The organism is Kriegella aquimaris (genome assembly GCF_900103215.1).
In the GTDB taxonomy this organism is placed as follows: Bacteria; Bacteroidota; Bacteroidia; order Flavobacteriales; family Flavobacteriaceae; genus Kriegella; species Kriegella aquimaris.
Genome location: NZ_FNGV01000002.1, coordinates 412269 through 437869, shown reverse-complemented (window position 1 = coordinate 437869; position 25601 = coordinate 412269). Strand labels below are relative to the sequence as shown.

Below are 25601 nucleotides of genomic sequence, written 5' to 3'. Positions count from 1 at the left end.
TACCTTATCTTTTTACAAATCGGTGGAATCTCCGAGCAGACTTTCCCCAAAAACAAGAGGGTCTAGCGCTTTATCTACGTTAAAAAGACCTATTTTGGTTCTCCGAAGCTCCGATAAATGTGCTCCACTCTTTAGAACTAACCCCAAATCATGTGCCAAAGATCGTATGTAGGTTCCTTTACTGCAAACCACGCGAAATTCAACTTCTGGCAGTTTTATACCAGTTATTTCAAATTCTGAGATGGTGATGACCCTTTTTTTAATTTCTACCGTCTTTCCCTCCCGTGCATATTCATACAACCGCTTTCCATCTTTTTTTAAGGCAGAAAAAATAGGTGGCACTTGTTCAATATCCCCTACGAAACCTGCAGCTGCGGCCTTAATCTGCTCTTCAGTGATATGATCGATAGGAAAAGTATGATCTATTTCGGTCTCTAAATCATAGGACGGAGTGGTGGCCCCTAACGTAACCGTACCCGTATACTCTTTCTCTTGCCCCTGAAACTCGTTGATTTTTTTCGTGAATTTCCCGGTACAGATCAACAGGAGGCCTGTAGCCAAGGGATCTAAAGTTCCGGCATGACCGATTTTTATTTTTTTGAGTCCGAACTTTTTGCGGATAACCCACTTTAATTTGTTAACGGCCTGAAAAGATGACCAACCGAGCGGTTTATCAATCAATAGCAGTTGTCCGTTAAGAAAATCTTCTTTTGTTCGTACATCCATATGGAAAACTTATTGCTCCCTCATGAAAAAGGAGCCGAAAATGGCGCCTTATCCCCAAAAACTATAGGTAATGGCAATAATGCCAACAATCAAACAATAGATTGCAAAATAGGTGAGTTTACTTTTTTTGACCAATTGAATCATCCATGTACAGGCAGCGAGACCTGCAATAAAAGCAGCAATAAACCCGGCACCCATGGCAAAATTGTTCTCACCATCAAAGTTCAATTCGCCACTCATCAAGTCTTTCCCGATTTTCCCAAAAATCAACGGAACCACCATCAAAAAGGAAAAACGTGCAGCCTTGGTCTTATCGACGCCCAACAAAACCGAGGTAGAAATTGTCGCACCACTTCGCGATATCCCCGGAAGCATCGCGATGGCCTGTGAAACACCCACAATAAGGGCATTCGAAAACGTTACTTTTCTATCGGTATCCTTAGCCTTATCGGCAAAATACAAGAGCACCGCAGTAATCAATAACATAAAACCAACAAACCGAATGTTGCCCCCAAAAAAGGCTTCCAACTCCTTTTCAAAAAAGAGTCCGACCATTACGGCAGGCAACATAGAGACAATGATTTTTAGGGTGAACTGGGTTTCTTCGTTCCAAGTAAAACTGAACAGCCCCCTGATTATTTCCCAGATATCCTTTCGAAACACCACTATGGTACTCAACGCTGTCGCGAAATGTAAGATTACAGTGAACAGCAAGCTTTCCTCGGGAACGGAATGGTCTCCTAAAATGGCTTTTCCTAATTCTAAATGCCCACTTGAAGAAACGGGCAAAAACTCGGTCAATCCTTGAATTATACCAAGTATTATAGCATCTAAAGTATCCAAAATTAATTACGCTTCTTATGGGGGTTCAACAATATGGCGTATACTTCGATACCCAATCCGATAAGCACCATAGTCGGTGCCAAGCGTATGCGCCTGAAATTATAGATGTCTTCGTTGAATACATTGGGATCATCACTTCCGCCACCACTCATTAGAATAAAACCTATTACTATAAAAGCGACACCCAAGAACATGAACATATAATTCTTCTTTTGAAAAATAAATTCTTGCTGGGGTTGTTGATCATTCTTATTTCTATTTTTTTTGCCCATGCCGCAAATTTAGGAAAAAAGTTAATGGGTATTACGTTGTTCAATTTTCGTGATTACAAACCTTAACCATGTATTAACGCTTTTGCCGAAAGAATACATGTCGTCTAACAAAACCAAGTCACTATTAATAATAGAGTTCATCGGTTCTCAAATTTAAAAAACGTTGGGCCGCCATATAGGTACTTATCCATGAAATTAAAACCCCTAAGACAAATACACTACCAAAAAGTATAGCCAATTGGGGAATATCATGAAAAAGATCCATTTCAGGGAAATTCTGATCTAAATAATACAATACGCCCCCCAAACCGAGCAGTGCTAGTATGGCGCCTAACATACCTAGTTTAACGTTCGTCCAAATAAATGGTCTTCTGATAAAGGTTTTGGTAGCCCCTACCATTTGCATGGTCTTGATTATAAATCGTTTGGAATATATCGATAATCGAATGGAACTATTGATCAACAGCATGGCGATAAAGGTAAAAACAGCACTGGCGACCAAGATCCAAAAACTTATTCGTTTGACATTCTCACTCAACAACCCGACAAGGGGCTTATCATAACTCACCTCGTCAACATGCTTTTTTTTGGAAAGTTCTGCGGCGATTTCTTCGATTTGCTCCGGAGAGACAAAATCGGCGTTCAATTGAATATCGATTGAATTTTTCAGCGGATTGTATCCTAAAAACTCCAGAAAATTCTCCCCAATTTCTTCGCTGTGCTTTTCAGCGGCCGCTTCTTTAGAGACGTAGGTGGCCAATTTGGTATACTCCATGACCTCCAAACTCTTCAATAATTGATCAACTTCTACTTCTTTGGCACTGTCTTTCAAGAACAACGATATGGTAATCTGTTCTTTAAAATGATCTGCCATCTTTTTGGTATTCAACAGCAGCAGTCCGAGAGCGCCCAAAAGAAAAAGCACAAGACCAATACTCAGTACGACCGAGAAATAAGACGATATCAGCTTTCGTTTTTGGTACTGTTCAAATGATCTACCCATGGTCTGCTATACGGTATGAAGATGTAAAAATAGGAAAGTAAATTGAATAAACTTATTTTTGCCGAATAGCAAAAACAGGCATGAACTACGATTTTAGAGAGATAGAGGCCAAATGGCAAAAAATTTGGGCCGACAAACAAACTTTTAAGGCAGAAAACCATTCAGACAAACCGAAATATTATGTTTTGGATATGTTCCCCTACCCCTCCGGTGCAGGCTTGCATGTAGGCCATCCGTTAGGGTATATTGCTAGTGATATCTATGCCCGCTATAAAAGACACAAAGGTTTTAATGTGCTGCACCCCATGGGCTACGATTCTTTCGGATTGCCTGCCGAGCAATATGCCATACAAACTGGACAACACCCCGCTGACACCACCAAAGTTAACATCGAGGGCGGAGTCGATAAAGAAGGAAATAAAATTGAAGGCTATAGAAAACAGCTCGACCGTATGGGCTTTTCTTTCGATTGGAGCCGCGAGGTACGTACTTCAGACCCTAAATATTATAAATGGACACAGTGGGTCTTTATTCAACTATTCAATTCATGGTACAATAAGGATACTGATAAGGCGGAACCCATCGAGAGTTTGATTTCGATATTTGAAAAAGAAGGAAACGTGTCTACCAATGCCGTTTGCGATGAAGACACCCCCATTTTCTCCCAAGCAGATTGGAAAAACTATTCCGATACCGAAAAACAACGGTTGTTATTAAAATATCGATTGACCTATTTGGCCGATACCGAGGTCAACTGGTGCCCTGCCTTGGGTACGGTACTGGCGAACGATGAAATTGTAAATGGTGTTTCGGAACGCGGAGGCCACCCGGTGATCCGCAAAAAAATGACGCAATGGAGCATGCGCATCACGGCTTATGCCCAACGTTTACTTGACGGACTTGACAAAGTCGATTGGCCACAACCGTTAAAAGACTCACAAACGAATTGGATCGGAAGAAGCGAAGGCGCGGAAGTCGAGTTTTCCATAAAAGGTTCAGCGCATAAAATAGCTGTTTTCACCACACGCCCCGATACCATATTTGGCGTTTCGTTTATGACATTGGCGCCCGAGCATGACTTAGTTTCTCAAATCACGACCCCAGAACAAAAAGCCGAGGTTGAAGCCTATGTCGAAGCTACCGCGAAACGTTCGGAACGGGATCGTATGGCGGACGTAAAAACAATTTCCGGAGCATTTACCGGTGCCTATGCCGAGCATCCGTTTACAAAAGAGCCTATTCCTGTTTGGATAGGAGACTATGTGTTGGCTGGTTACGGTACGGGAGCCGTAATGTCGGTGCCCTGCGGTGATCAACGCGACTATGACTTTGCGAAGCATTTTAATATTCCCATTCCGAATATTTTTGAGGGAATCGATATTTCAAAAGAAGCTTTTTCCGACAAGGCCACTACGGTGATAACCAATTCCGATTTTCTAAACGGACTGAATTATAAGGTAGCCACAAGCAAGGCCATTGCCGAGCTCGAGAAGTTGGGCCAAGGCAAGGGCAAAATTAATTACCGGTTGCGCGATGCCGTTTTTAGCCGTCAGCGCTATTGGGGCGAGCCTTTCCCAGTATATTATGTGAATGGCATGCCGCAGATGATCGACGAAAAACACCTACCCATCAAATTACCGGAGGTCGAAAAATACCTGCCTACCGAAACGGGGGAACCACCCCTTGGGAATGCCACGGTTTGGGCTTGGGATGTTAAGAAGAATGGAGTAGTCAGCAACGACTTGATCGACCATAAAACCGTTTTCCCTTTAGAATTGAATACGATGCCCGGTTGGGCCGGCAGTTCACAATACTTTAATCGGTATATGGACCCGCATAATGAAGACGCCATCTATTCACCAGAAGCCATCAATTATTGGCAAGATGTAGATTTGTATATCGGCGGTAGCGAGCATGCCACGGGGCATTTGTTGTATAGCCGATTTTGGCAAAAGTTTTTATTTGACAAAGGGGTCGCCCCCAAAGATGAGTTTGCCAAAAAACTGATCAACCAAGGGATGATTACGGGGACTAGTGCTTTTGTTTATAAGCTGTTGTATGAAATAACGCAAACCTACGAGCATTATGATAAAAAAGAGGTTGTTGATTTTCATACTGAAATTATAAATAGGAATCCAATATTTGTTTCGCAAAGTATAAGAAATAGACTCGTGGATCCTGATAATCTAGATGATTTTCAAAATTTGACGCCTGAAATTCAAGAGGTTCTAGATGAGATTAAAGAAAAAGTTATAGAGAAATTTCCCAGAACAAAAGTAATTCGGGTTGATTTGGACCTAAGGAAAAACTTTGCTATTCCCCTTCATGTAGATGTTGGTTTTGTCAATGCTTCAGATGAACTAGATGAGAAGGCATTTAAAAATTGGAGGGAAGAGTATAGCGAAGCCGTTTTAGTAGCAGGAGAAGATGGAACTTTTAAAGTTTCCCGCGAAGTCGAAAAAATGTCCAAGTCCAAATACAATGTGGTGAGTCCCGATGCGATTTGTGAGGAGTATGGGGCTGATAGCCTACGACTTTATGAAATGTTCTTAGGGCCACTGGAGCAGTCCAAACCATGGAACACGGCCGGGATTACCGGTGCCCATGGTTTCTTGAAAAAACTATGGAAATTATATTTTGAGGAAAGTGGCATAAAGGTTACCGATGAAGCACCGTCTGCGGAAAGCCTTAAAACCTTGCACAAGACCATCAAAAAGGTCGAGGAAGACATTGAAAACTTTAGTTTTAACACCTCGGTTTCCACCTTTATGATCTGCGTGAACGAACTGACCGCCCAAAAATGCAGCAGCCGTTCGATACTGGAACCTTTAGCCATTTTAGTATCGCCTTATGCACCGCATATCGCCGAGGAGCTTTGGGAGCAATTGGGACATAATGAATCGATTGCCACAGTGCCTTTCCCGAAATTCGAACAAAAGTATTTGGTGGAAAGCAGTAAAGAATACCCCATTTCGTTTAATGGAAAAATGCGGTTTAAGCTGGAGCTTCCGATGGATCTATCAAAAGAAGAAATCGAGGCCGAAGTAATGGCCCACGAAAAAACTCAAGCGCAGTTACAGGGCCGAACGCCTAAAAAGGTTATTGTCGTACCCGGGAAGATCGTGAATATTGTAGGGTAATTGGTATAATGCTGAATTCAAATTGGCTCCTCCCTTTGGTAAAGGGAGGTGGATCTCGACTTTTTCAGTCGGGAGACGGAGGGTTATGTTTAATTGTTGTTTGTGAGCGCAAACTCCCCATTCTACTGCTGCATTACATTCCGCAGGATTCATTTCCCTCTTTTAAAAAAAGGAGAGCATTTGAATCGGTTAATTTATAAATTTTGAAAGAAGGTGATCCTCCCTTTAAAAAAGGGAGGTGTCCCGCCTAAGCGGGGCGGAGGGTTATATAAACAATCAATAAGACGCCCAAGGCAAAAAATTATGCAAAACATTGAAATATTGGGCTTGGTAGCCGCGGTCTTTACCACATCGGCGTTTGTACCCCAGGTTTTTAAAATTTGGAAACATAAATCGACCAAAGACATTTCGTTGGTGATGTACCTGGTGTTTTTTGCAGGCACCTCACTTTGGTTCGTTTATGGCATGTATCATGAAAGTGTTTCGATGATCTTGGCCAATGGAATCACATCTGCTTTGATTCTTGTCGTCATCGGACTCAAGCTAAAATATAAATAACTGTCAGTACATTTTGTCAGTTTAAGTTGGCCGACATAATATGGCGGGGTTTTTGCTAATTATTTAACCGTATCGCCACTTACAATTGGAAAAGTTATTTGGTCAAGAGGTGATCTTTAGTATCTTTAAATTCAAATTTTAAAACGTATAGACTATGATAGGATATTATATATTAATCGGTGCTATTGCCCTTGTAAGTTGGTTGGTCAGTAGTAAATTAAAAAGTAAATTCAAGTTTTACTCGAAAGTACATTTACAAAATGGTATGAGCGGTGCCGAAATTGCCGAGAAGATGTTGGCTGATCATGGCATTCGCGATGTAAAAGTAATTTCTACGCCGGGTATGTTGACGGATCATTACAATCCGAAAAACAAAACGGTAAACCTCAGCGAGAGCGTATACAGTCAACGCAATGCCGCTTCAGCTGCAGTAGCTGCACACGAATGCGGCCATGCCGTTCAGCATGCACAGGCGTATGAATGGCTGACCCTACGTTCTAAATTGGTGCCTGTGGTGAGTGTCACTTCAAGCATGAGTATGTGGGTCGTTTTTGGCGGATTGATGTTGGGTGCCGCTGCCGGTGTAGGTTTTGGCTATTGGGTAGCAGTTGCCGGCTTGGTAATGATGGGAATGGCAACCCTCTTTAGTTTTATTACACTACCGGTGGAATACGATGCCAGTAAACGTGCGTTGTTATGGTTAAAGCAGAAAAATGTGGTGACCCAACAAGAATACAAAGGTTCGGAAGATGCTCTCAAATGGGCCGCAAGAACATACCTTGTTGCAGCCATAGGCTCATTGGCCACATTGGTCTATTGGGGAATGCAAGTCTTCGGAGGAAGGGATTAATTCCTGTTAAAAAAGAAGCGAATAAAAAAGACCGGCTAAAATTTTTAGCCGGTCTTTTTATTTTATAGCGGAAGGAAATAATATTTATTCCACTTTGATACGCTCATCTATTAGTTTTAAAGCGATACCGTCTCTTCCCATTATCTCAAAAAGATCAAGAATATCACGCATGGTTTTTTCCTCTTCCAATTGTTCTTTTACGAACCATTGTAAAAAGTTTTCTACTGCGTAGTCATTATTCTTCTTCGATGCGGCCACAATTCTGTTGATGGCCTTGGTAACCTCTACCTCTTGGCTGAGGGCTGTCTCAAATATTTCTTCCAAAGAAGAGAAATCGTGGTTTATTTGGGTGATTTCAGGTGACATTGCATTACCTCCACAGTCATTGATGAATTTGAAAATTTTCATCATGTGGCTCCGCTCTTCACTTGCTTGATGGTAAAAGAATTCGGCACTTTGAAGATAGGCATGCTGGTCACACCAAGAAGCCATTGCCAAGTAGGAGGCCGATGCCTTACCTTCCATCTGTATTTGTGCGTTAAGCATATCCATACTTTCCACTTTAATACTCATCAGTTGTCTTGCTATATCTTTCATATATTTTATCTTTTTTATGTGTTAAAAACGAATAATTACAAATTAGAATATACACAACATAAATTTCGCACACTAAAATTTTATTGCTCGTTTCTGCTATTGTAGTCCATTTCTGTAAAGCTACCAAATAAAAGCATGCATGTCTAGTGCTGAAACCAATTTATAACTGGTTTTAGATTGATTAAAAATAGTCTTAAACTTATATTTTCTGGGGAATAGAAGAAGTAGATAAGCCCATATCAAGAACCAAAAATGCACCCACAAGTAATTCTTTTAAATCTAAAATTTCATGGGTATTCAATATGAAGAGGTGCTCTTTGTTACAAAGGGCTAAAATCTCGAAACCATGCTTATTGCCGTCACCATCAAAATGGTCTTCTATATCAATGTTCCGTATCTTTTGGCGCAGGGAGAGGAGTTGGCAAAATGACAATCGCACGGTCTTCTGACCAAGGTCTATATAGAAGCATCTTTCTTTATCGGACTGAAAGAATGAATAAAATCTTGATGAATGAATTATTTCCATTGGGTGCAAAAATAATCCTTATTTAGATTTAATACAAATATTAAATCTGAATTTGTCGATCAATCTGTTGTGCCAAAGAAATAAAGGTTTCTGTTCGTGACACTCCTTCGATTTGTTGTATCTCTTTGTTCAAAACCTGCATAAGGTGTTCGTTATCGCGACAGAGCACTTTGATAAGAATAGACCAATTGCCCGTGGTATAATGACATTCAAGAACTTCAGGAATCTTTTCCAAGGCCTTTACCGCTTTCGGGTTGCTCATGGCCTTATCTAAAAATATTCCAATATAAGCCATGGTACTATAGCCCAGCGCCTTAGGGTTAATTATAAATTTTGAACCCGAAAGTAGTCCCGATGCTTCCAGTTTGCGCAAACGTTGATGAATGGCCGCTCCTGAAATACCAATACTTCTAGCTATCTCTAAAATGGGTTTTCTCGCATCTTCCATTAAAAATCTTAGTATTTTCTTGTCAATACCATCGATTTTCACGTTTTCGTTATCATATTTAGCCATTATGCCTTCGATTTTAAGGTAAATGTACCAAATTAACTACTGTATTTAACTTGTTGTATTTCTGTTTCCATGAAAAATACCCATAAAAAGAAACTCCAAAATAAATAACCGCCAAGGCCGCATAAACAAACAACCCTTGACCGGCATATAGAAAGATACTGAGACCATTCAAAATAATCCAATACACCCAAGTTCGCAAAATCTTCTTTGCTTCAAGATAGCTTGCCAAAAAACTGAATACCGTAGTAAACGCATCAAAATATGATTTTTTGGCATCTGAATAGTTGTCAAAAACATAACCGAGGAGGAATACTAAAACAAGCCCTACTAAAACAATTATGACGTGTATTGAAGGTTTCCATTTTATGATTTTTGGGGCACCTTTGTCATGGTGATCACGCTGTTGCCAAAGATAATAGCCATAAAAACCAATGAATACATAATACAAACGTAAAATGCATTCGGAATATAGTTTGGTCGAATAAAACAGGTAAATGCTCAACAGCGAACCGAGAATTCCGAATAGCCAACATATCTTTTTCTCCCGAATTAAAAAATAGAGAAATGCCAAACTCAAAATAGTACCTATAATCTCAAAAGCCAAGTTCATAATCTCTTCTGAATAAGATTGTTAAAACAAAGAAATCCCCAACAACACGATGTGCTAGGGATTTAAAGTAAATTTTACCTCACCTAAAAGCTTACGGTAGCCCCTAGCAAGAAATTGGTTCCCGCCTGTGGATAATAGCCGCTGTAGAACCCTGTCGTGGTTCCGGTAGCACTGGTAGTATCATCATAGTCAAAAGACCCAAAATAGCCGTTCGACACATATTTGGCATTAAACATATTATTGACCAGCGCCGAGAACACAATATTTTTTACGAAAGAATCGATATTGATCTCATACTGCACATTAAAATCGGTAGTTGAATACGAATCGAGCACCGAATCATCGGCATCTATGTTGCCCATGTACTGCTTGCCCACATATTTGGTGAGCAACGAAAGTTGTATGCGCTCCGTGGGGAGATAGTTCAGTTTGTTTCCAATTACGATATCAGGGGAAAAGGCAATGTGGGTATTGCCCAATTCTTCAAGCGTTCCATTTCTTTCAAAAACGAAATCTTCATTTCTATTCGTACTTAATGCCAAGTTAGGTTGCCATTGAAAATGTTCCCCAAGGTTCAGGTTGGCGTCTATTTCCAGTCCCAAGCGATAACTATCGCCGATATTGGCACGAAGCGGCGCGCCCACGTCGTTCAACTCGCCTGTTAAGACCAGTTGGTCTTTATACTTCATGTAGTACAGATTTGAATTTACCTGGAAGTCAGAAGAAACATACCGCCAGCCCAACTCAAAATCGTTCAACTGCTCTGGTCGTGGGTTACCACTTTCGTAATCATTCCTATTGGGTTCGCGATGGACCATGGCATAAGAAAAATACAAGTTGTTATTCTGATTTAGGTCAAAGGTCAACCCGGCTTTCGGGTTGAAAAAATCAAAAGTATCGTCAACTAACCCTGTATCTTCCCCATTGGCTTTATACCCCACGGAACGATATTGCAAGTCTCCGAAGAGGCTCCATCGTTCGTCTAAGGCATAGTTCAGTTTGGTATAGAAGTTAAAATCGGTTTTTGACGAATTATTGTCATAATAACGATCTCGATAATTGGTATTGTTGGCAAAGCGTGCCCAAATAATTTCCCCAAAATGACCTCCTTCGTATTTGTTCCATCCACCTCCCAGAATAAGGTTAAAATTTTTGTTCACATAATTGGCCGAAAAAACAGCTCCATAGAAATGATTGTCGAGCCAGCGTCTTCGAATCAAATCGGTCGTATTTACGTCTTCACCGTCGATAACTGCCGGTGCAATGCCATAGGTGCTCAGATCATCGTCTTCTTTGTACTGTTCGAAAAAGCCACGGCCACGGGTGTAATGAAGTGCTATATTCGTGCTCCACGAAGCTGTTAATCTTTCATTCCATAGCAATTGGGCATGGTTTTGCTTGTAGTTGTCTACTTCGTTACCATAGTACTGGGTATCTCCGTTTTCATCGGTATATTCTCCTGCAGAATTATAAGTCCGGTTTGTTCTCAAGCTGTCGGCATTGATGCCGTTCCAGGCTTGATAGGTAACCTCGTGCCCCCCGAACAATAGCGCCTTAATCAAGGTATTATCATCTTTATAGGCCCCTTGTAAAAAATAGGAATCAAGTGAAGAGGCCGCCCTATCGACATATCCATCAGAATTAATTCGCGATAATCTCCCTGAAATTTCTACATGCTCGTTCAGTAGTCCCGTACTAAACTTGATGTTGTTCTTCAGCGTATTGAAACTACCGATCGATGATGAAATCTGCCCGTATGCCGTTTTCGATATGGCATCGGTCAAGATATTGAGACTTGCGCCAAACGCTCCCGAACCATTGGTAGAAGTACCCACCCCACGTTGTAACTGCAAGTTTTCGGTCGAAGATGCGAAATCGGGCATATTCACCCAAAACGAACCATGCGATTCGGCATCGTTATAGGGTATGCCATTAATGGTCACATTGACGCGAGTGTTATCACTGCCCCGCACCCGAATGCTCGTGTAACCAATGCCCGCACCGGCATCGGAAGTGGTGACTACCGAAGGTAAAAAATTCATAAGTATGGGAATGTCTTGCCCTAAATTTCTTGGTTTTACCTGATCCTTTCCCAAGTTGGAGAAAGTAACAGGAGATTCTTTAGTGACTCGAATTGCCGATACCAACACCTCATCTAAAACGATTTTTTTTCCTTCTAGTGAATCTGATGGTTTTTCTTGGGCCCAGAGACCCATGGTCAGCCCAAAAAGGGCCGGAATTGTGAATATAGTTTTCATTCGTAATACGATTGTTACGAATAAAAGGGGCTATTATTCTAGATTAAAACATGATTTTGCCCATCTAAGGACGGTTGAAATTCCAAATAGCGACTTCCGCATTCCTTGGCAGCATTACCCGCCCAGGTTCCTTGGGTATAATCTCAGCCTTGTCCTAAACCTGTATCAGAATATACCTGAGACAAGTTTGGGATTCAGCACCCCTTTGAGATGGAGCAAAACTACTGCAGGAAAATTAAATATCATAACAAATATTAACTATTCTTTATAGTCAATTTTAGCGATAAATACGTATCTATACTATACAGTCAAAGGGGGCGAAGTTTATGAGAGAAGAGTCTAATAACAAATTCAACGCGAAAATAATATTCAGTTACCTGGTGCTGTGCGTTCTTGCCTTTGTTGCCGGATATTTTATTTATTCTGAAATACGGGTTTTTATAACCAATGAAACCGTTGAGGAAAATGACAATAAATTATTAAAAACAGGCTCACTGATTGCAGAACTGTATGAAGTAGAGGGCGTATCAAAGCGCGTATCCCAGGTTAAAACGAAAGAAAGTCTCGCTGCTTACGAGCAAAAAATAGATACCATATTTGCAGAAATCGATTCGTTAAAACTACTTTCGGAATATGCTTCCCAGAAAAATCTTTTAGACAGCCTTCAAGTGCTTTTGCAGAAAAAAGTCGCCAATAGCAAACAGCTTTTTACACTTAAGGCACAAAGCAAGAATAACAATTCTATTGACAAGGCACTCAAGGAATTCGATAAGATAGAGGAGTCTTACGGAAAATTTTCGGCTGAAAACCTGTGGCCAAATTTTGATGAATATTCTCCAAAAATACAGCAGTCACTTCGCGGAATTGCCTTGCTCTTTACAGATAACTCGCCCAAGAAAGCAGATGGCAGGGAAGATGCGGCTTATATCGATTCAATTTTAAATGCCTCGAAGGCACAATTGCTGAGTGCAAAACGTAAAAGTGCAGCAACAGAGAACAGCTTGGCTAGAAAAGAGCTTGAAATCAGCAAGAACGACCTAGAGTTATCTCAACAGTTGCGTGCCATAATTTCAGCCTTTGAGCAAGAAGTAATGACCAGCACTTATAACGACAATCTTAAAAAGGAGGCTGCCCTTAAAAAAACTATGCGTCTTGCCGGAATTACGGCAATTCTAGGCTTTATCATTGTTGGGCTGTTTACTTTTCTGATAAATCGTGATTTTTGGAAGGTGCAGACCTATCGTGAGAAACTCGAAAAAGAAAAGAAGTATTCAGAATCACTTTTAAAGAGTAGGGAACAGCTCATCTCTACGGTAAGTCACGACCTTAGAACTCCTTTGCATACGATCACCGGTTATACGGAATTAATGGAAAGTACAGAGCTAACCAAAAAGCAACAACGATACCTGAGAAATGTCAAATCTTCAACACAATATGTTGGGAATTTGGTCAATGATCTCCTCGATTTTTCAAAACTGGAAGCTGGTAAACTAAACATCGAAAAAGTACCTTTTGTAGCGGCCCATCTCATACAGGAAACCGCCGAGAGCCTCCAAGCTCTTCACAGTAATAAAAATCTAAAGTTATTTTTGGAGATAGGCCCCGAATTACACAAGACCGTCTTGGGCGACCCCTTCCGTATAAGGCAAATACTGACTAATCTCATTGGTAATGCCTTTAAATTCACCGAGAACGGTCATATAAAAATAAGGGCCACGGCAACTCTTGGAAGAGAAAAATCGATGGTCGCCAAAATCGATATTATCGATACTGGAATCGGGATCGCCAAAGAGAAGCAAGAGCATATTTTCAAGGAATTTACCCAAGCGGATCACGATACCGAGAAAAAATTCGGGGGCTATGGCCTTGGGCTGACCATATCTAAAAAACTTACAGAACTTTTAAAGGGCTCTTTGAGTTTACATAGTACTGTAGGTCAGGGTAGCACTTTTACCATACAAATTCCATTAAAAATTGCCGATGCCAAAGAGGCCAAGCAAAAAGAAAAGCCTTATATGGCGCCGAAATTGCGCATGCTCATCATTGATGACGACACCTCTTTGCTACGTATGCTGCAAGAGTTGGCGGAAAGTATGGGCATTACCGCTCATGCTTTTACTAATTTCCTACGTGTCGAAGAAGATGCACATTTAGCCTATGACATTGTGTTGACGGATATTCAAATGCCTCAGGTCACTGGTTTCGAAGTACTGAAAAAACTTAAATCGGGAACTTACAAACATTATAAGAACCAACCAATTATCGCCATGACCGGAAGGCGTGACCTTGAGCCCGAAGCTTATTCTAAACTGGGTTTTGCACAAGTAATTCAAAAGCCCTTTTCAAAAGGTGAATTAATCGGTATATTAAAATTGTTGGGAATAGAGACCAATAGTGCGCCAGACACTCCGGCACACAAAACTGCTGAAGATGAGAAATCGGAAATCTACAGCTTAGATACCATATATTCCTTTTTGGGAAAGAACGAGGATGCCATACAAGAAGTGCTCGATACTTTTTTAAGGGATACCCATACCAATATGAGGCTATTGAATGAGACCATAGACGCTACCGATTACAAACAGATCAATCACGTCGCCCATCGCATGTTACCTATGTTTAGACAATTAAGGGTACGTGGAGCAATTACTCCATTGGAGCAATTGGAGTTGGCTAAAAGCACCACTATGGATTCAGAATCTTTAAATATTGCACTACAAAAGTTAATTTCGGCAGTAAATGATTTAGTGAAAGCGCTAAAAGAACGAAATACTATAAGTCCAAGTTATAGTGATTGATGCGATTATATAGCGTCTTGCGGGTAACCTGCAACAATTTTGCCGCTTTCGATTTATTGAAGTTTGTTTTCTTCAAAGCTTTGAGTATTTGCTCTTTTTCAAATTCAGATTTTGATAAATTTTCTGAGGACTTGCTCCCTGTATTTTCTGCATTGGAGACTTCCCTAGGCAGCGCATCTGCCTCGACTTTGTCCCCCGTGCTCAAAAGTACCGCTCTCTTTATTACATTTTGTAGTTCCCGTAAGTTTCCGGGCCAATGGTATCTTCTAAAAATATCCCATACTTCATTAGAAAAGCTTTTGATATTTTTATCCAAATCAAGGTTGGCTTTATTTAAAAAATAATCGGCAAATAAAGTCAAATCTTCAAAACGTTCTTCCAACGAGGGGATTTCTATGGAAAATTCGTTCAACCGATGAAACAAATCTTCACGAAAAGTTCCCTTTTCTACAGCTTCGGTCAAATCTTCATTGGTAGCGGTAATAATGCGCAGATCAACAGTAATCTCTTTGGTACTACCTACCCTTTTTATCTTTCGTTCTTGCAATGCCCGCAACAACTGTATCTGGTTTTCATAGGAAAGATTACCTACCTCATCTAAAAATAGGGTTCCACCATTGGCAGCCTCGAAATTACCAATCTTATCTTCTATAGCGCCTGTAAAACTTCCCTTGATATGACCGAAAAACTCACTGGTCGCCAATTCTTTAGGAATAGCACCACAATCGACCGCAATAAAATTAAAATCTCTTCGCTTACTACTGTCGTGTATGGCTTTGGCGGTCACTTCTTTGCCAGTACCACTCTCACCGGTAATCAAAACGGACATATCTGTCGGGGCAACCAATTTAATATATTCTTCCAATTTTTTAGACGCCTCACTTATACCCTGCACAGTATTGCCCTTTCCAATGGAAGCAGTAGGTTGTGGTGTAGTTGTTTTTTCTGATGCAGTGATTGCCCGTTCTTCGATATTATCGGATAAATCTTGGGCCTCGCTTTTTGATTTCAACGCATTCTTAATGACCATTACGACCTCATCAGGTGTAAAAGGTTTCGATATATAATCGAAAGCCCCTTTCTTCATGGCATTCACCGCAGAACCTACTTCGGCATAACCGGTCATCAAAATTACAGGTATGGTCGGATTGATTTCTTTAATATAGGATAACAACTGTATTCCATCATAATCAGGTAATCGCAAATCGGTCAACACCAAATCAAAATTGGTATTCTTAATTTTTTCTTTGGCGTCAGGAGCGGTAAAACTGATTTCCGTGTCATACCCGTTCCTAATCAAAAACTTCTGTAGCATTTGACAAAAAGCAGCATCGTCCTCAATTATCAAGATGTTTGGCATAAAAATTTTCTAGTCTATAGGTATCTACGTAAAAATACCATAAGAAAGCCGTTATTCATCAATATTACTTTAAAAATATTTCATGAAAAGTGAGAAAATACCGCGAATTAAAAGGCCTGTTTAAAATACAAAAAATGCCCGAAAGGCATTGCAAGTCCAATTGATATACTATTCGAAGAAGCGTTCGAAAAAGTTATTATCATCTCTAAGTTTATATTTTAAAAAAATAACCGCAAGGTTAATAAATTTCAAAGACTTTAATAAAAAAAGAAAGAGGTTGTATTGCTACAACCCCTTTCTGACCAAACCAACTTGATACAAAACAAATAACTCAAGTTATTACATTTCAATCCAGTTTCCACTTTCGTCAGCATATAATGTTCCGGCAGTACCATCTTCCAATGATACTTCTAACTTATATTGCTTTTCTTCGTTAACATAGGCCTTGTCGATACTAGCTGTTGGATAGTTCTTAGAAACGGCAGCAGTAACAGCTTCTGGTAATTCATCAGCAGCTACTTCGTTAAAACCATCTTGAGTTGCTACGACTTCAGTTGCCTCTTCTTGAACTGATTCAGCATCTTGAGCGAATGCAGTAAAACTTCCTAGTGACAGTGCTAATACAAAAACTAATTTTTTCATGATATTTATCTTTAATAGTGTTATTAATAATTGAACTCTCTATATACATAGAAAATATGATACCAATCTCAACATAAATTATAATTGATTGATTATGAATACTTTGAAAAATGACGACTTGTTTTAATGTGTGTAATTCTGTGAACTTTCGTGAAAAAATGTGTAAAATGTAAACGCAAGGATGTTGTATTTCTAAACACGGAGTCATGGTCATTTCTAACATAAACATCTTATGAGTTACAGTGTGATATATGTAAACATGAAAAAAGCCCTAACGTTTCCGTTAGGGCTTTTTCTTTCCACAAAATAATCTAAACGATCACTCTTGGAAAATTATTGAGTGCCTGATTACATGTCAATCCAGTTACCTTCAGCATCTGCATACAATTCAACTGCAGAACCGTCTTCTTTGGCAACTTCCAACTTGTATTGAGCCTCTTCGTTAACATAGGCCTTAGAGATAGCAGCACCTGGGTGAGCAGCTTCTAGAGCGGTAGCAATAGATTCTGGTAACTCTTCGATTGCTACTTCGTTAAAACCATCTTGAGTGGCCACAACTTCAGTTGCTTCTTCTTGAACTGATTCAGCATCTTGAGCAAATGCAGTAAAACTTCCTAATGACAATGCTAATACAAAAACTAATTTTTTCATGATTCTTATTTTTAATAGTGTTATTAATAATTAAACTCCTTATGTATATAGAAAATATGATACCAATCTTATCAAAAATTACAATTTGTTGAATATCAACATGTTACAATATACACCTCTACTTTAGTGTGTGTAATTTTGGGGAGGTAGCACTAAAACTGTGTAATATGTAAACAACATTTGACTTTTAAAGCAATGTGAGTTATGAAGGGATATCTCAATCAATTACGTAAGACAGTAAGTATAAAAGGAAGACCATTAAAAAAGCCCCAACGTTTACGTTGGGGCTTTCCTATTCATTTCTACGATTAAATCGCAGAAAATCAATAGACGCCTAATTACATATCGATCCAGTTGCCTTCAGCATCTGCATACAATTCTACAGCAGAACCGTCTTCTTTAGCAACTTCCAACTTGTACTGTGCTTCTTCGTTGGCATATGCCTTAGAAATAGTAGCACCAGGATGTGCAGCTTCTAGAGCGGCAGAAATTGCTTCTGGCAACTCTTCGATTGCTACTTCGTTAAAACCATCTTGAGACTCAACTACTTCAGTTACTACCTCTTCAACGGCAGGAGCTTCTTCTTGTGCGAAAGCAGTCATAGTTCCTAGAGACATTGCTGCTACAATCATTAAATTTTTCATCTTTGTGTGTTTTTAAATTATTGTTTTTGTTTTGAAATCATATAGTATAAAGGAAAAATAATGCCAACCTACATTTTTTGTTTAAACAAGAACTTAAAATACTTATTATCAGATGTTTAAATAAAATATTTCGCGAACAAGATATGTATATGGATGTGTAAAAACCCGAAAAAGTGTGTAAGACTTACACACTTTTTCGGGTTTTCGGCCCCATGAGGCACAAGGTAAGATTTACCTATAATTACCTACTTTACCTGATGAGCCGGTTTCAAGAGGTCATTAACAGTTTTTACCGGATTAAAGGTAACCAATGGAACTTCTACAAAAATGGTATTCCAAAAAGCCATAGCACCGTTCCAAAGTCCGGGCAGTTCCAATGCCTTTAGTGCTCTTCCTTCTTTGGTCTTGCTTGTTATAAAACCTTGTTTTCGGTTTACAAAGTTCAAAAGATTATACTTCTCTCCCTTATAATTTTTTATCCCACAAACTAGATCTACCGGGTTAAAATGTGTTGAATTCTTCAAAATAGCCAATTGGTTTTCATCTGCCATATCGATTTGCGCCGACTCTACGATTTGCAACGACACATGGTTATTTTGGTCAAGTATCCAAAATGGTCCGCCACCGGGTTCTCCCTCATTTTTCACCATACCACAAATACGTATGGGTCGATTAATTTTGTCTTTTAATATGTCTAATTGATCTTGAAGACTAAATCCGGAAAAGTTCTCGGGTAAGCGAACATTCAATTCGTCTTTCAGAAAACGTTCGATCTCTTCCATCAATTCAGCCGTCATGTCACCTTCGTCCAATTGTTTGGCGTAAGCAAAGGCTTTTTCTTGCACCCGTAATAAGAGACCCGCAAGTATCTTTTTATTCTTCGCGATAGCCGCAGCGAATTCTGGTGCCACCACATTATCAATATTTTTTACAAAAATAATATCGGCATCTTGTTCATTCAGGTTTTCAATAAGTGCCCCGTGTCCGCCAGGCCTGAACAATAAGGACCCATCCGAATTTCGAAAAGGTTTGTTATCCATATCTACCGCAATGGTATCGGTAGAAGGTTTTTGATAGGAATAGCTAACATCAAATGACGTTTTGGTCGCATCGGATACTCTTTGCTTGATTTTCTCAAACTCTTTATTAAACAGTTCCCCATGTTGTTCAGAGATGGTAAAATGTAGTTTGGCCGAATGATTGTTTTTGGCATAGGCTGCAGCCTCTTTTAAATGCTCTTCGAAAGGGGTGGCAGTATAATCTCCATAATTGTGAAAAGGCAATAATCCTTTAGGGTAAAAACCGTAATTCAGGGCTTTATCAGACAGAAGTTCTTTCACAAAGAGATATACTTCTTCATCTTTTGAGTTTGTTCTACCCGCAATCCTATTTTTCACAAGATCGTAAAATGCAAAATTCTGCATTCCTTCGGAAAACCGTTTGATATCACTATCATTTGTACGCTCGATATAGGCCTCTAGGCTTTCTTTGGTGAAATCATAATTCTCAAGAAAATTGAACAAAGCCTTGAACATTCGAGATGCTGCACCAGAAGCGGGCACGAACTTAAGCAATGAAAACTGATCATGTGAATTATCAAAGCGCTGTACCAATACGTCTTCCACCCCTTGTGAAAACTTGGAAATACCGTCACCGACCACCGCCGCTTTTAACAAATGTACAAACGGCACACCCTCTTTAAAGGTCTTGATCTGGTTTGCTACTATTTCAGTTTCTATTTTCTTCTTTGAAAGCTGTGCTAAATCGTTTTCTGAAAATTGTGTCATTTGCTCAATAGTTTATCAATGTGTTTAACGGCCTTAGCCATTCGTTCTTTTTTATCACCCTTTAAAATAACAAAATTTCGTTCATACTTTTCCAACGTAAGTTTAAAATACTCGAACATTCTTTCCCTTTCATTGGGTTTATCACGCAAATCGTCTCCTACCCACGGTATATCGACAGAAGTCAAAAAATATAGATCGTACGTATTTTTTAAGGCATGCTGCTCTAAAATCGGGTTGCAATGACCAAGATAATAGGCCTCGGAGTATACTTTTGTCTCCAACAGATCGGTATCACAGATTAAGACATTAGTTGCCTTTTTCGCCAATTCGTTTTCAAGTTGCATCTGACCTTTGGCAATCGGAAGCAAATCTTCCGGCTCACAAGTCTTACGTTCGTTGTTCCATTTCTCTTGAAGATACGCCCGTGCGTATTCTGGCACCCAAACCGTATTATAATGGCGAGCCAATTGTTCCGATAGTGTTGTCTTTCCAGTCGATTCAGGACCGAAGAGTACTATTTTAATAATGTTCGAGGGCTCTTGTTCAAACTCTTTTTCCATGCATGGTACCCGTAAATGGCGATTATGGTAAACAAAAAGTACTGTATGGCCGTAAATATAAGTCCTTTGTATAAATAAAGTGGAACTGATATAATGTCACCAATGATCCAATACGTCCAATTTTCGAGTTTCTTCTTTGCCATAAGCCACATTCCTATAAAAAAGATGGCGGTAGTAAGTGCGTCGACATAGGCCGTCCAATTATTGAACTTGTCGAAGAAAAGATATACTAAACAGACGAATACTATAGTACTGACAAATAGTATGACCGACCACTTTTTTTCTTTTAATGTAGTTCGGGTTATGGGTATAAAATGATCCTCATCTGTTTTTCTCGTCCAGATATACCATCCGACAATGCTCATCGTAAAATAGTAGGCATTTATGAGCATATCACCCAAGAGTCCGTAAATCAATAGAATATAAACGAAAATGGCAGTACTGATGATACCCGTAGGAAAAACCAAAATATTCTCTTTCTTAGAATACCAGACACTCAAAAAACCAAAGAACACACCAATCATCTCCAATACGATCAAATGTATTGGAACACCTTGGTACTGAGAAAAAATCCAATCAAAAATGTGGCTCATACCCGCTTCGGTCACTTTTTACAATTTTCATAAAAAGCAGGCCTCGATCCATTAGTTCAAAAGCAGTCTTTATTTCGGTTTGAAGTAATTTCATTACCGCATCGTACTCACCGTAGACCTGAGTGCTTAATGGATTTTCAAGAACAGTAAGATCCGAAGCTCTAAGTTTTTTGATAAAATCGATGATGCGTTCTTCGAAATCATTCTGTAATGGAGAAAAAGTCAGTTCTACGGAAATATCCATTTAATATTGCTGTTAAAGATTACTAGGCAATTAATACAAAAAAAGAGATTGCGTCAATTCTAAAATACCGTTTACGGAAAATTAGCCCTAAGTCTTGAGGGCGTATACGCAGGTAAAGCCTTCGAACTCTAAAAAGTGTATATCATAAGAAGATGTATCACCATGGTAAAGTACTTCAGCAGTGGTTTGATTGTCGGAAAAAGAAAAGTCTTTCACATCTACGTGGTGTAAAAAGCTGAGCCCGTGCTTGGCGTAAATTTTAAAAATTGACTCCTTGGCACCCCAAACGATCGTCAGTTTCTGAATTAGAGCATCGGTATTGGCAATAGTACGGTATTCTTCTATCGGTGTAAATTTATTGGCAATACGTAATATCTTTTCCCGTTGCATTTCAATATCGATTCCCACTTCTTGCGTATCGCTGATAATTATACCTGTAAATTCGTGGGAATGCGTAATCGATATATGTCGCCCATCCTTTAAATGGGGTTTGCCTGCTTCATCATAGTATAGGTCTTCATCCACATAGCCCGCCTCTGCCATTAAATGACGAATGCTCAAAAACCCGCGACGATGCAATTCAGACTTCATGCCATCCATGCGATTTTGACAATGAGGGGTCAACCTGATGCCTTCAGAAAGTTGGGCTTCAGACTCTTCGATCTTCCAAATGTACAGTTTGATCGAGGAACTTACGGTTATTGTCTTATATAGTGGCATTTTGTTTGTTAAGTAATTTGTAACTTTGTATGCGCTAAAAATGACAGAAAAACTGTCATATAACGAAAATAAAAATAAAAAAGGATATGAGCACCAAAACTATTGCCTATGTGCCTTATAAAGTAAAAGATATTTCACTTGCCGCATGGGGAAGAAAGGAAATTGACCTTGCGGAAGCAGAAATGCCCGGTTTGATGTCATTACGGGAAGAGTATAAAAATGAGCAACCATTAAAGGGTGCACGCATTGCTGGATGCCTGCATATGACCATACAAACAGCGGTATTGATAGAGACTTTGGTCGCTTTGGGTGCCGATGTTACTTGGAGCTCGTGTAACATTTTTTCTACGCAAGACCATGCCGCGGCCGCAATCGCAGCAGCTGGTGTTCCCGTCTATGCCTGGAAAGGAATGAACGAGGAAGAATTTGATTGGTGTATCGAACAAACCCTTTTCTTTGGCGAAGACCGACAACCTTTAAATATGATTTTGGACGACGGTGGAGATCTTACCAATATGGTACTGGACAAATACCCTGAATTGGCCACGGCGATCAAAGGACTTTCTGAAGAAACTACCACAGGGGTTCACCGTTTATACGAAAGGGTGAAGAAAGGCACATTGCCGATGCCTGCTATAAATGTGAACGATTCTGTTACCAAGTCGAAATTTGACAATAAGTACGGATGTCGTGAAAGTGCCGTAGATGCCATTCGTAGAGCTACCGACACTATGTTAGCCGGAAAAAAAGTAGTTGTAGCCGGTTACGGCGATGTCGGTAAAGGTACTGCCGCTTCTTTTAAAGGAGCCGGTTCTATCGTAACGGTAACAGAAATCGATCCGATTTGCGCACTTCAAGCCTGTATGGACGGATTTGAGGTTAAGAAATTGGAAAATGTTATTGGTAAGGCCGATATTGTGATTACTACTACTGGTAACAAAGACATTATACGGGCCGAACATTTTAAGGCTTTGAAAGATAAAGCCATCGTTTGCAACATCGGACATTTTGATAATGAAATCGATATGGCTTGGCTAAACGGAAATTACGGCAGCACCAAAGACGAAATAAAGCCCCAAGTAGATAAATACACGATTGACGGCAAAGACTTGATTATTCTAGCTGAAGGCCGTTTGGTCAATTTGGGTTGTGCTACGGGGCATCCTAGTTTTGTAATGAGCAACTCGTTCACTAACCAAACCCTGGCACAAATCGAACTTTGGAAGTTTAGCGACAAATACAAAAACGACGTATATATGTTGCCAAAGCATTTAGATGAAAAGGTAGCAAAATTACACTTGTCCCGTTTGGGCGCCGAACTCACTGAACTTAGCGAAGATCAGGCCGAGTATATTGGTGTAACTGTTCAAGGCCCATACAAGCCAGAGTATTACAGATACTAAATTATTCATCTCCCTTTGCATGCATGCAGTTCAAAGGGCAGTCAGACATTGTAAAAAACCTCCACAGCAATTGTGGAGGTTTTTTTTATAAAGCTAAGTGACGTGCAACTACTTTTTGATAGACCTCCCAGTATGCAATCGTTTAAACAAGGCGCCCTAAACTCTTTCCTGATAAACAAAAAAACATCGGCCAGTGCACAATGCAATAGCCGATGTCTTTAATTTCAAAGAACCCTTCAGTTCAATCTGTTATATCGATTTGTTCGACTTAAACATTCTGAGGAACTTCAAATCCTGGTCGATAGTTCCGAGTTAAATATTTATCGGCCTCGGCATCATTGACAAACTTCTCGGTTTTTGGATCAAAGTTCAATACACGGCCTGTTCGATAAGCAATATTACCCAAATGAGCCAAGCCTGAAGAAAGATGCGCCGTTTCAACCGGTCCGTTAAGGATTGATTTATCATGTTTGCGAACTGCTTCGATAAAGTTGGCAAAATGGCCATCAGTACCACCGTCTCCTCTGTCCATGCCCGTACCAGATTCTCCTCCGTCTTCACCAGATTTACCTGGAGTACGGTCTTGACCCAAATACGTTTTATATTTGTCATAACCATCTACCACAAGTATCCCTTTGTCCCCATAGAAAATATTACCTACAGTAGCCCCTTCTTCGGTGTTCGTACACCAAGGACGTACTTCAAATTGTATGATTTTATTTTCATCTGGGTAATTGTATACCGAGGTAAGTAATTCGGGAGTCTCTTTACTATCATTCCAAAGAAATTTACCTCCCATAGAGGTAATTTGGGTTGGAAGACCGACATCTAAGCCCCACATGCAGAGATCCGTCTCGTGAATACCTTGGTTGCCGACATCTCCATTTCCATAATCCCAATGCCAGTGCCAATTGTAATGCACCAAATTTTCGGTAAATGGCTGTTTTTGGGCCGGGCCAGTCCATAAATCATAATCTAGACCAGCAGGAACAGGAGAAGTCCCTTTATCACCGATATCTCCTCTCCAGCGAAAAACAAGTCCTCGCGCCATATAAACACGCCCGATGTAACCATCACGCATTAATTCAATGGCTTCATTCACGGCGGGAGAACTTCTCAATTGTACACCGTGCTGAACAATACGATCATATTTTGTGGCGGCTTCGACCATCTTACGTCCTTCCCAGATATTATGTGAGCCCGGTTTTTCGACATAAACATCCTTACCAGCCTGACAAGCCCAAATAACAGAAAGTGAGTGCCAGTGGTTAGGGGTCGCAATACTGACGACATCGATATCCTTGTCATCAAAAACACGACGAAGATCTTGCTCAAGCGCTACATCTTTATTGTACGTTTCCTTAAACGATTTTTGACGCTGTTTCAAGAGGTTCATATCAGGGTCGCATAGTGTGGCGATGCGTACATTGTCCTGTGCCATGAAACTTTTAATATGACTTTTACCACGACCATTAACACCCAACACCGCGGCATTTATTCGGTCGTTAGCTCCAAAAACACTTGCTGAGATAATGGTTGGCGCCGTTATTACAGCCGATGAAGCTACGGCCGTTTTCTTAATAAAGGACCTTCTCGTTGATTTCATTCGCTATTATATTTAGTTAAACTTAAAATTCTTTGAATACTGCCATTACGAACTCATTTATTTGAAACCTTACCAAAGTCCAAAACGACTTTTGATTGTGATAAAAAATTAAGCGATGCCTTATTTCTCTTCTTTCTATTTAGACGGCCTCTTTGTGAAAAAATCGAGCAAAAAATACAGCATTGTCTTTAAGACAAGGAAAGTTAACACTATTTTTTAAAATCGGTAAAAATGTGGAGCTGGGAATAGGAAAAGTTTAGTAATTTAACATTTAGGGCACCGTTTCAGAACCTTCGTCTAGAGCAACGGGAAGCTCGGCGCCATATATGGGCTCTATTCAAGCCGCTTAAATAAAACAGTGATGTTGTAAATCTTTAGATTGGGTGGATATGGAATTGAAACAGCTGCTCTAAAAAATAAAGAGCGATGCCCAGTTTCTATTGCATGCAAGATTCTCAACCCCCTTCAGCTTTTATTTCTTCTTGATTCCAGAAAAAATACGAAACTGTTTAATTTTATCGATGGCTCACCCCCTAGTGGTTGTGTCTTGACATCAAATCTCTATACTTCTCAGAATCTTCCTTTGAGTGATTTCCATAATCATCGATTATGACGTGTGGTATACTGTTAGCCTTCAAAAATATTGCGATTCTATCTAATTTCTCCGGTGTACCTTTTATTTCAATCTTGGCCATT

The 25601-nt window shown here is 39.9% G+C and carries 25 protein-coding genes; 5 read left to right on the top strand and 20 right to left on the bottom strand.

The window, feature by feature from the left end; translation table 11 throughout:
- Positions 1–12: 12 nt before the first annotated feature.
- The 4 genes from truB to BLS33_RS06925 all read right to left on the bottom strand — a co-directional run bounded on the left by truB (position 13) and on the right by BLS33_RS06925 (position 2844).
- Positions 13–726: a tRNA pseudouridine(55) synthase TruB gene (gene truB / locus BLS33_RS06940; RefSeq protein ID WP_089886750.1), complete on the bottom strand. Its 714-nt coding sequence runs from the start codon at positions 724–726 to the stop codon at positions 13–15.
- Positions 727–774: 48 nt separating this feature from the next.
- Positions 775–1569: an undecaprenyl-diphosphate phosphatase gene (locus tag BLS33_RS06935; protein WP_089886749.1), complete on the bottom strand. Its 795-nt coding sequence runs from the start codon at positions 1567–1569 to the stop codon at positions 775–777.
- A gap of 2 nt (positions 1570–1571) precedes the next feature.
- Positions 1572–1841 (bottom strand): DUF3098 domain-containing protein, encoded by a 270-nt coding sequence (locus BLS33_RS06930; RefSeq protein ID WP_089886748.1) that lies wholly within the window; start codon positions 1839–1841, stop codon positions 1572–1574.
- Positions 1842–1965: 124 nt separating this feature from the next.
- Positions 1966–2844, bottom strand: coding sequence for a cell division protein FtsX (locus BLS33_RS06925; protein ID WP_089886747.1), 879 nt, complete (start codon positions 2842–2844; stop codon positions 1966–1968).
- An 80-nt stretch (positions 2845–2924) separates the two neighbouring features.
- Here BLS33_RS06925 and BLS33_RS06920 point away from each other — a divergent pair, with 80 nt between their 5' ends.
- From BLS33_RS06920 to BLS33_RS06910, 3 genes are all read left to right on the top strand, one after another.
- The gene (locus BLS33_RS06920) at positions 2925–5984 is read left to right on the top strand and encodes a leucine--tRNA ligase (RefSeq protein WP_089886746.1); all 3060 of its coding nucleotides are present in this window, start codon (positions 2925–2927) and stop codon (positions 5982–5984) included.
- Between the two features lie 303 nt (positions 5985–6287).
- Positions 6288–6542 carry a SemiSWEET family sugar transporter gene (locus tag BLS33_RS06915; RefSeq protein WP_089887133.1) on the top strand — a complete coding sequence of 85 codons (255 nt, stop codon included), beginning with the start codon at positions 6288–6290 and terminating at the stop codon, positions 6540–6542.
- 154 nt (positions 6543–6696) lie between these two features.
- Positions 6697–7392: a zinc metallopeptidase gene (locus tag BLS33_RS06910; RefSeq protein WP_089886745.1), complete on the top strand. Its 696-nt coding sequence runs from the start codon at positions 6697–6699 to the stop codon at positions 7390–7392.
- 84 nt (positions 7393–7476) lie between these two features.
- Here BLS33_RS06910 and BLS33_RS06905 read toward each other — a convergent pair whose 3' ends face one another.
- From BLS33_RS06905 to BLS33_RS06885, 5 genes are all read right to left on the bottom strand, one after another.
- On the bottom strand, positions 7477–7989 hold the full coding sequence (locus BLS33_RS06905) for a ferritin (protein ID WP_089886744.1): 513 nt from the start codon (positions 7987–7989) through the stop codon (positions 7477–7479).
- 199 nt (positions 7990–8188) lie between these two features.
- Entirely contained in the window at positions 8189–8515 is a 327-nt protein-coding gene (locus BLS33_RS06900; RefSeq protein ID WP_089886743.1) for a hypothetical protein, read from the bottom strand.
- Between the two features lie 40 nt (positions 8516–8555).
- Positions 8556–9029: an Lrp/AsnC ligand binding domain-containing protein gene (locus BLS33_RS06895; protein ID WP_089886742.1), complete on the bottom strand. Its 474-nt coding sequence runs from the start codon at positions 9027–9029 to the stop codon at positions 8556–8558.
- A gap of 13 nt (positions 9030–9042) precedes the next feature.
- Positions 9043–9639 (bottom strand): nicotinamide riboside transporter PnuC, encoded by a 597-nt coding sequence (pnuC, locus tag BLS33_RS06890; protein WP_089886741.1) that lies wholly within the window; start codon positions 9637–9639, stop codon positions 9043–9045.
- Positions 9640–9722: 83 nt separating this feature from the next.
- A complete protein-coding gene (locus BLS33_RS06885; RefSeq protein WP_089886740.1) occupies positions 9723–11897 on the bottom strand; it encodes a TonB-dependent receptor in 2175 nt (724 codons plus the stop codon).
- Between the two features lie 326 nt (positions 11898–12223).
- Here BLS33_RS06885 and BLS33_RS06880 point away from each other — a divergent pair, with 326 nt between their 5' ends.
- Entirely contained in the window at positions 12224–14695 is a 2472-nt protein-coding gene (locus tag BLS33_RS06880) for a hybrid sensor histidine kinase/response regulator (RefSeq protein WP_089886739.1), read from the top strand.
- On the opposite strand, the gene BLS33_RS06875 is transcribed toward BLS33_RS06880, so the two are convergent.
- The 9 genes from BLS33_RS06875 to BLS33_RS06835 all read right to left on the bottom strand — a co-directional run bounded on the left by BLS33_RS06875 (position 14670) and on the right by BLS33_RS06835 (position 21896).
- Positions 14670–16055, bottom strand: coding sequence for a sigma-54-dependent transcriptional regulator (locus tag BLS33_RS06875; RefSeq protein WP_089886738.1), 1386 nt, complete (start codon positions 16053–16055; stop codon positions 14670–14672). The two genes, BLS33_RS06880 and BLS33_RS06875, sit on opposite strands and share 26 nt — an antisense overlap.
- Before the next feature lie 339 nt (positions 16056–16394).
- Positions 16395–16697: a hypothetical protein gene (locus BLS33_RS06870; RefSeq protein WP_089886737.1), complete on the bottom strand. Its 303-nt coding sequence runs from the start codon at positions 16695–16697 to the stop codon at positions 16395–16397.
- 348 nt (positions 16698–17045) lie between these two features.
- Positions 17046–17348 carry a hypothetical protein gene (locus tag BLS33_RS06865; protein WP_089886736.1) on the bottom strand — a complete coding sequence of 101 codons (303 nt, stop codon included), beginning with the start codon at positions 17346–17348 and terminating at the stop codon, positions 17046–17048.
- Positions 17349–17686: 338 nt separating this feature from the next.
- Complete coding sequence (locus BLS33_RS06860; protein WP_245731311.1) at positions 17687–17980, bottom strand: hypothetical protein; 294 nt, start codon at positions 17978–17980, stop codon at positions 17687–17689.
- 257 nt (positions 17981–18237) lie between these two features.
- Positions 18238–19779 (bottom strand): DUF4301 family protein, encoded by a 1542-nt coding sequence (locus BLS33_RS06855; protein ID WP_089886734.1) that lies wholly within the window; start codon positions 19777–19779, stop codon positions 18238–18240.
- Positions 19776–20339, bottom strand: coding sequence for an AAA family ATPase (locus tag BLS33_RS06850; protein ID WP_089886733.1), 564 nt, complete (start codon positions 20337–20339; stop codon positions 19776–19778). The genes BLS33_RS06855 and BLS33_RS06850 overlap by 4 nt, the downstream gene beginning before the upstream one ends.
- Positions 20294–20932 carry a nicotinamide riboside transporter PnuC gene (gene pnuC / locus BLS33_RS06845; protein WP_089886732.1) on the bottom strand — a complete coding sequence of 213 codons (639 nt, stop codon included), beginning with the start codon at positions 20930–20932 and terminating at the stop codon, positions 20294–20296. The genes BLS33_RS06850 and pnuC (BLS33_RS06845) overlap by 46 nt, the downstream gene beginning before the upstream one ends.
- A complete protein-coding gene (locus BLS33_RS06840; protein WP_089886731.1) occupies positions 20916–21176 on the bottom strand; it encodes a thiamine-binding protein in 261 nt (86 codons plus the stop codon). The genes pnuC (BLS33_RS06845) and BLS33_RS06840 overlap by 17 nt, the downstream gene beginning before the upstream one ends.
- Before the next feature lie 87 nt (positions 21177–21263).
- Positions 21264–21896 (bottom strand): 4'-phosphopantetheinyl transferase family protein, encoded by a 633-nt coding sequence (locus BLS33_RS06835; protein ID WP_089886730.1) that lies wholly within the window; start codon positions 21894–21896, stop codon positions 21264–21266.
- 86 nt (positions 21897–21982) lie between these two features.
- On the opposite strand from BLS33_RS06835, the gene ahcY reads away from it, so the two are divergent.
- On the top strand, positions 21983–23299 hold the full coding sequence (gene ahcY / locus BLS33_RS06830) for an adenosylhomocysteinase (RefSeq protein ID WP_089886729.1): 1317 nt from the start codon (positions 21983–21985) through the stop codon (positions 23297–23299).
- Positions 23300–23567: 268 nt separating this feature from the next.
- Here the strand turns inward: ahcY and BLS33_RS06825 are convergent, their stop codons facing one another.
- Positions 23568–24905, bottom strand: a complete 1338-nt coding sequence (locus tag BLS33_RS06825; protein WP_089886728.1) for a Gfo/Idh/MocA family protein — start codon at positions 24903–24905, stop codon at positions 23568–23570.
- Between the two features lie 533 nt (positions 24906–25438).
- The gene (locus BLS33_RS24815; RefSeq protein ID WP_176801349.1) at positions 25439–25600 is read right to left on the bottom strand and encodes a hypothetical protein; all 162 of its coding nucleotides are present in this window, start codon (positions 25598–25600) and stop codon (positions 25439–25441) included.
- Position 25601: the final 1 nt, after the last annotated feature.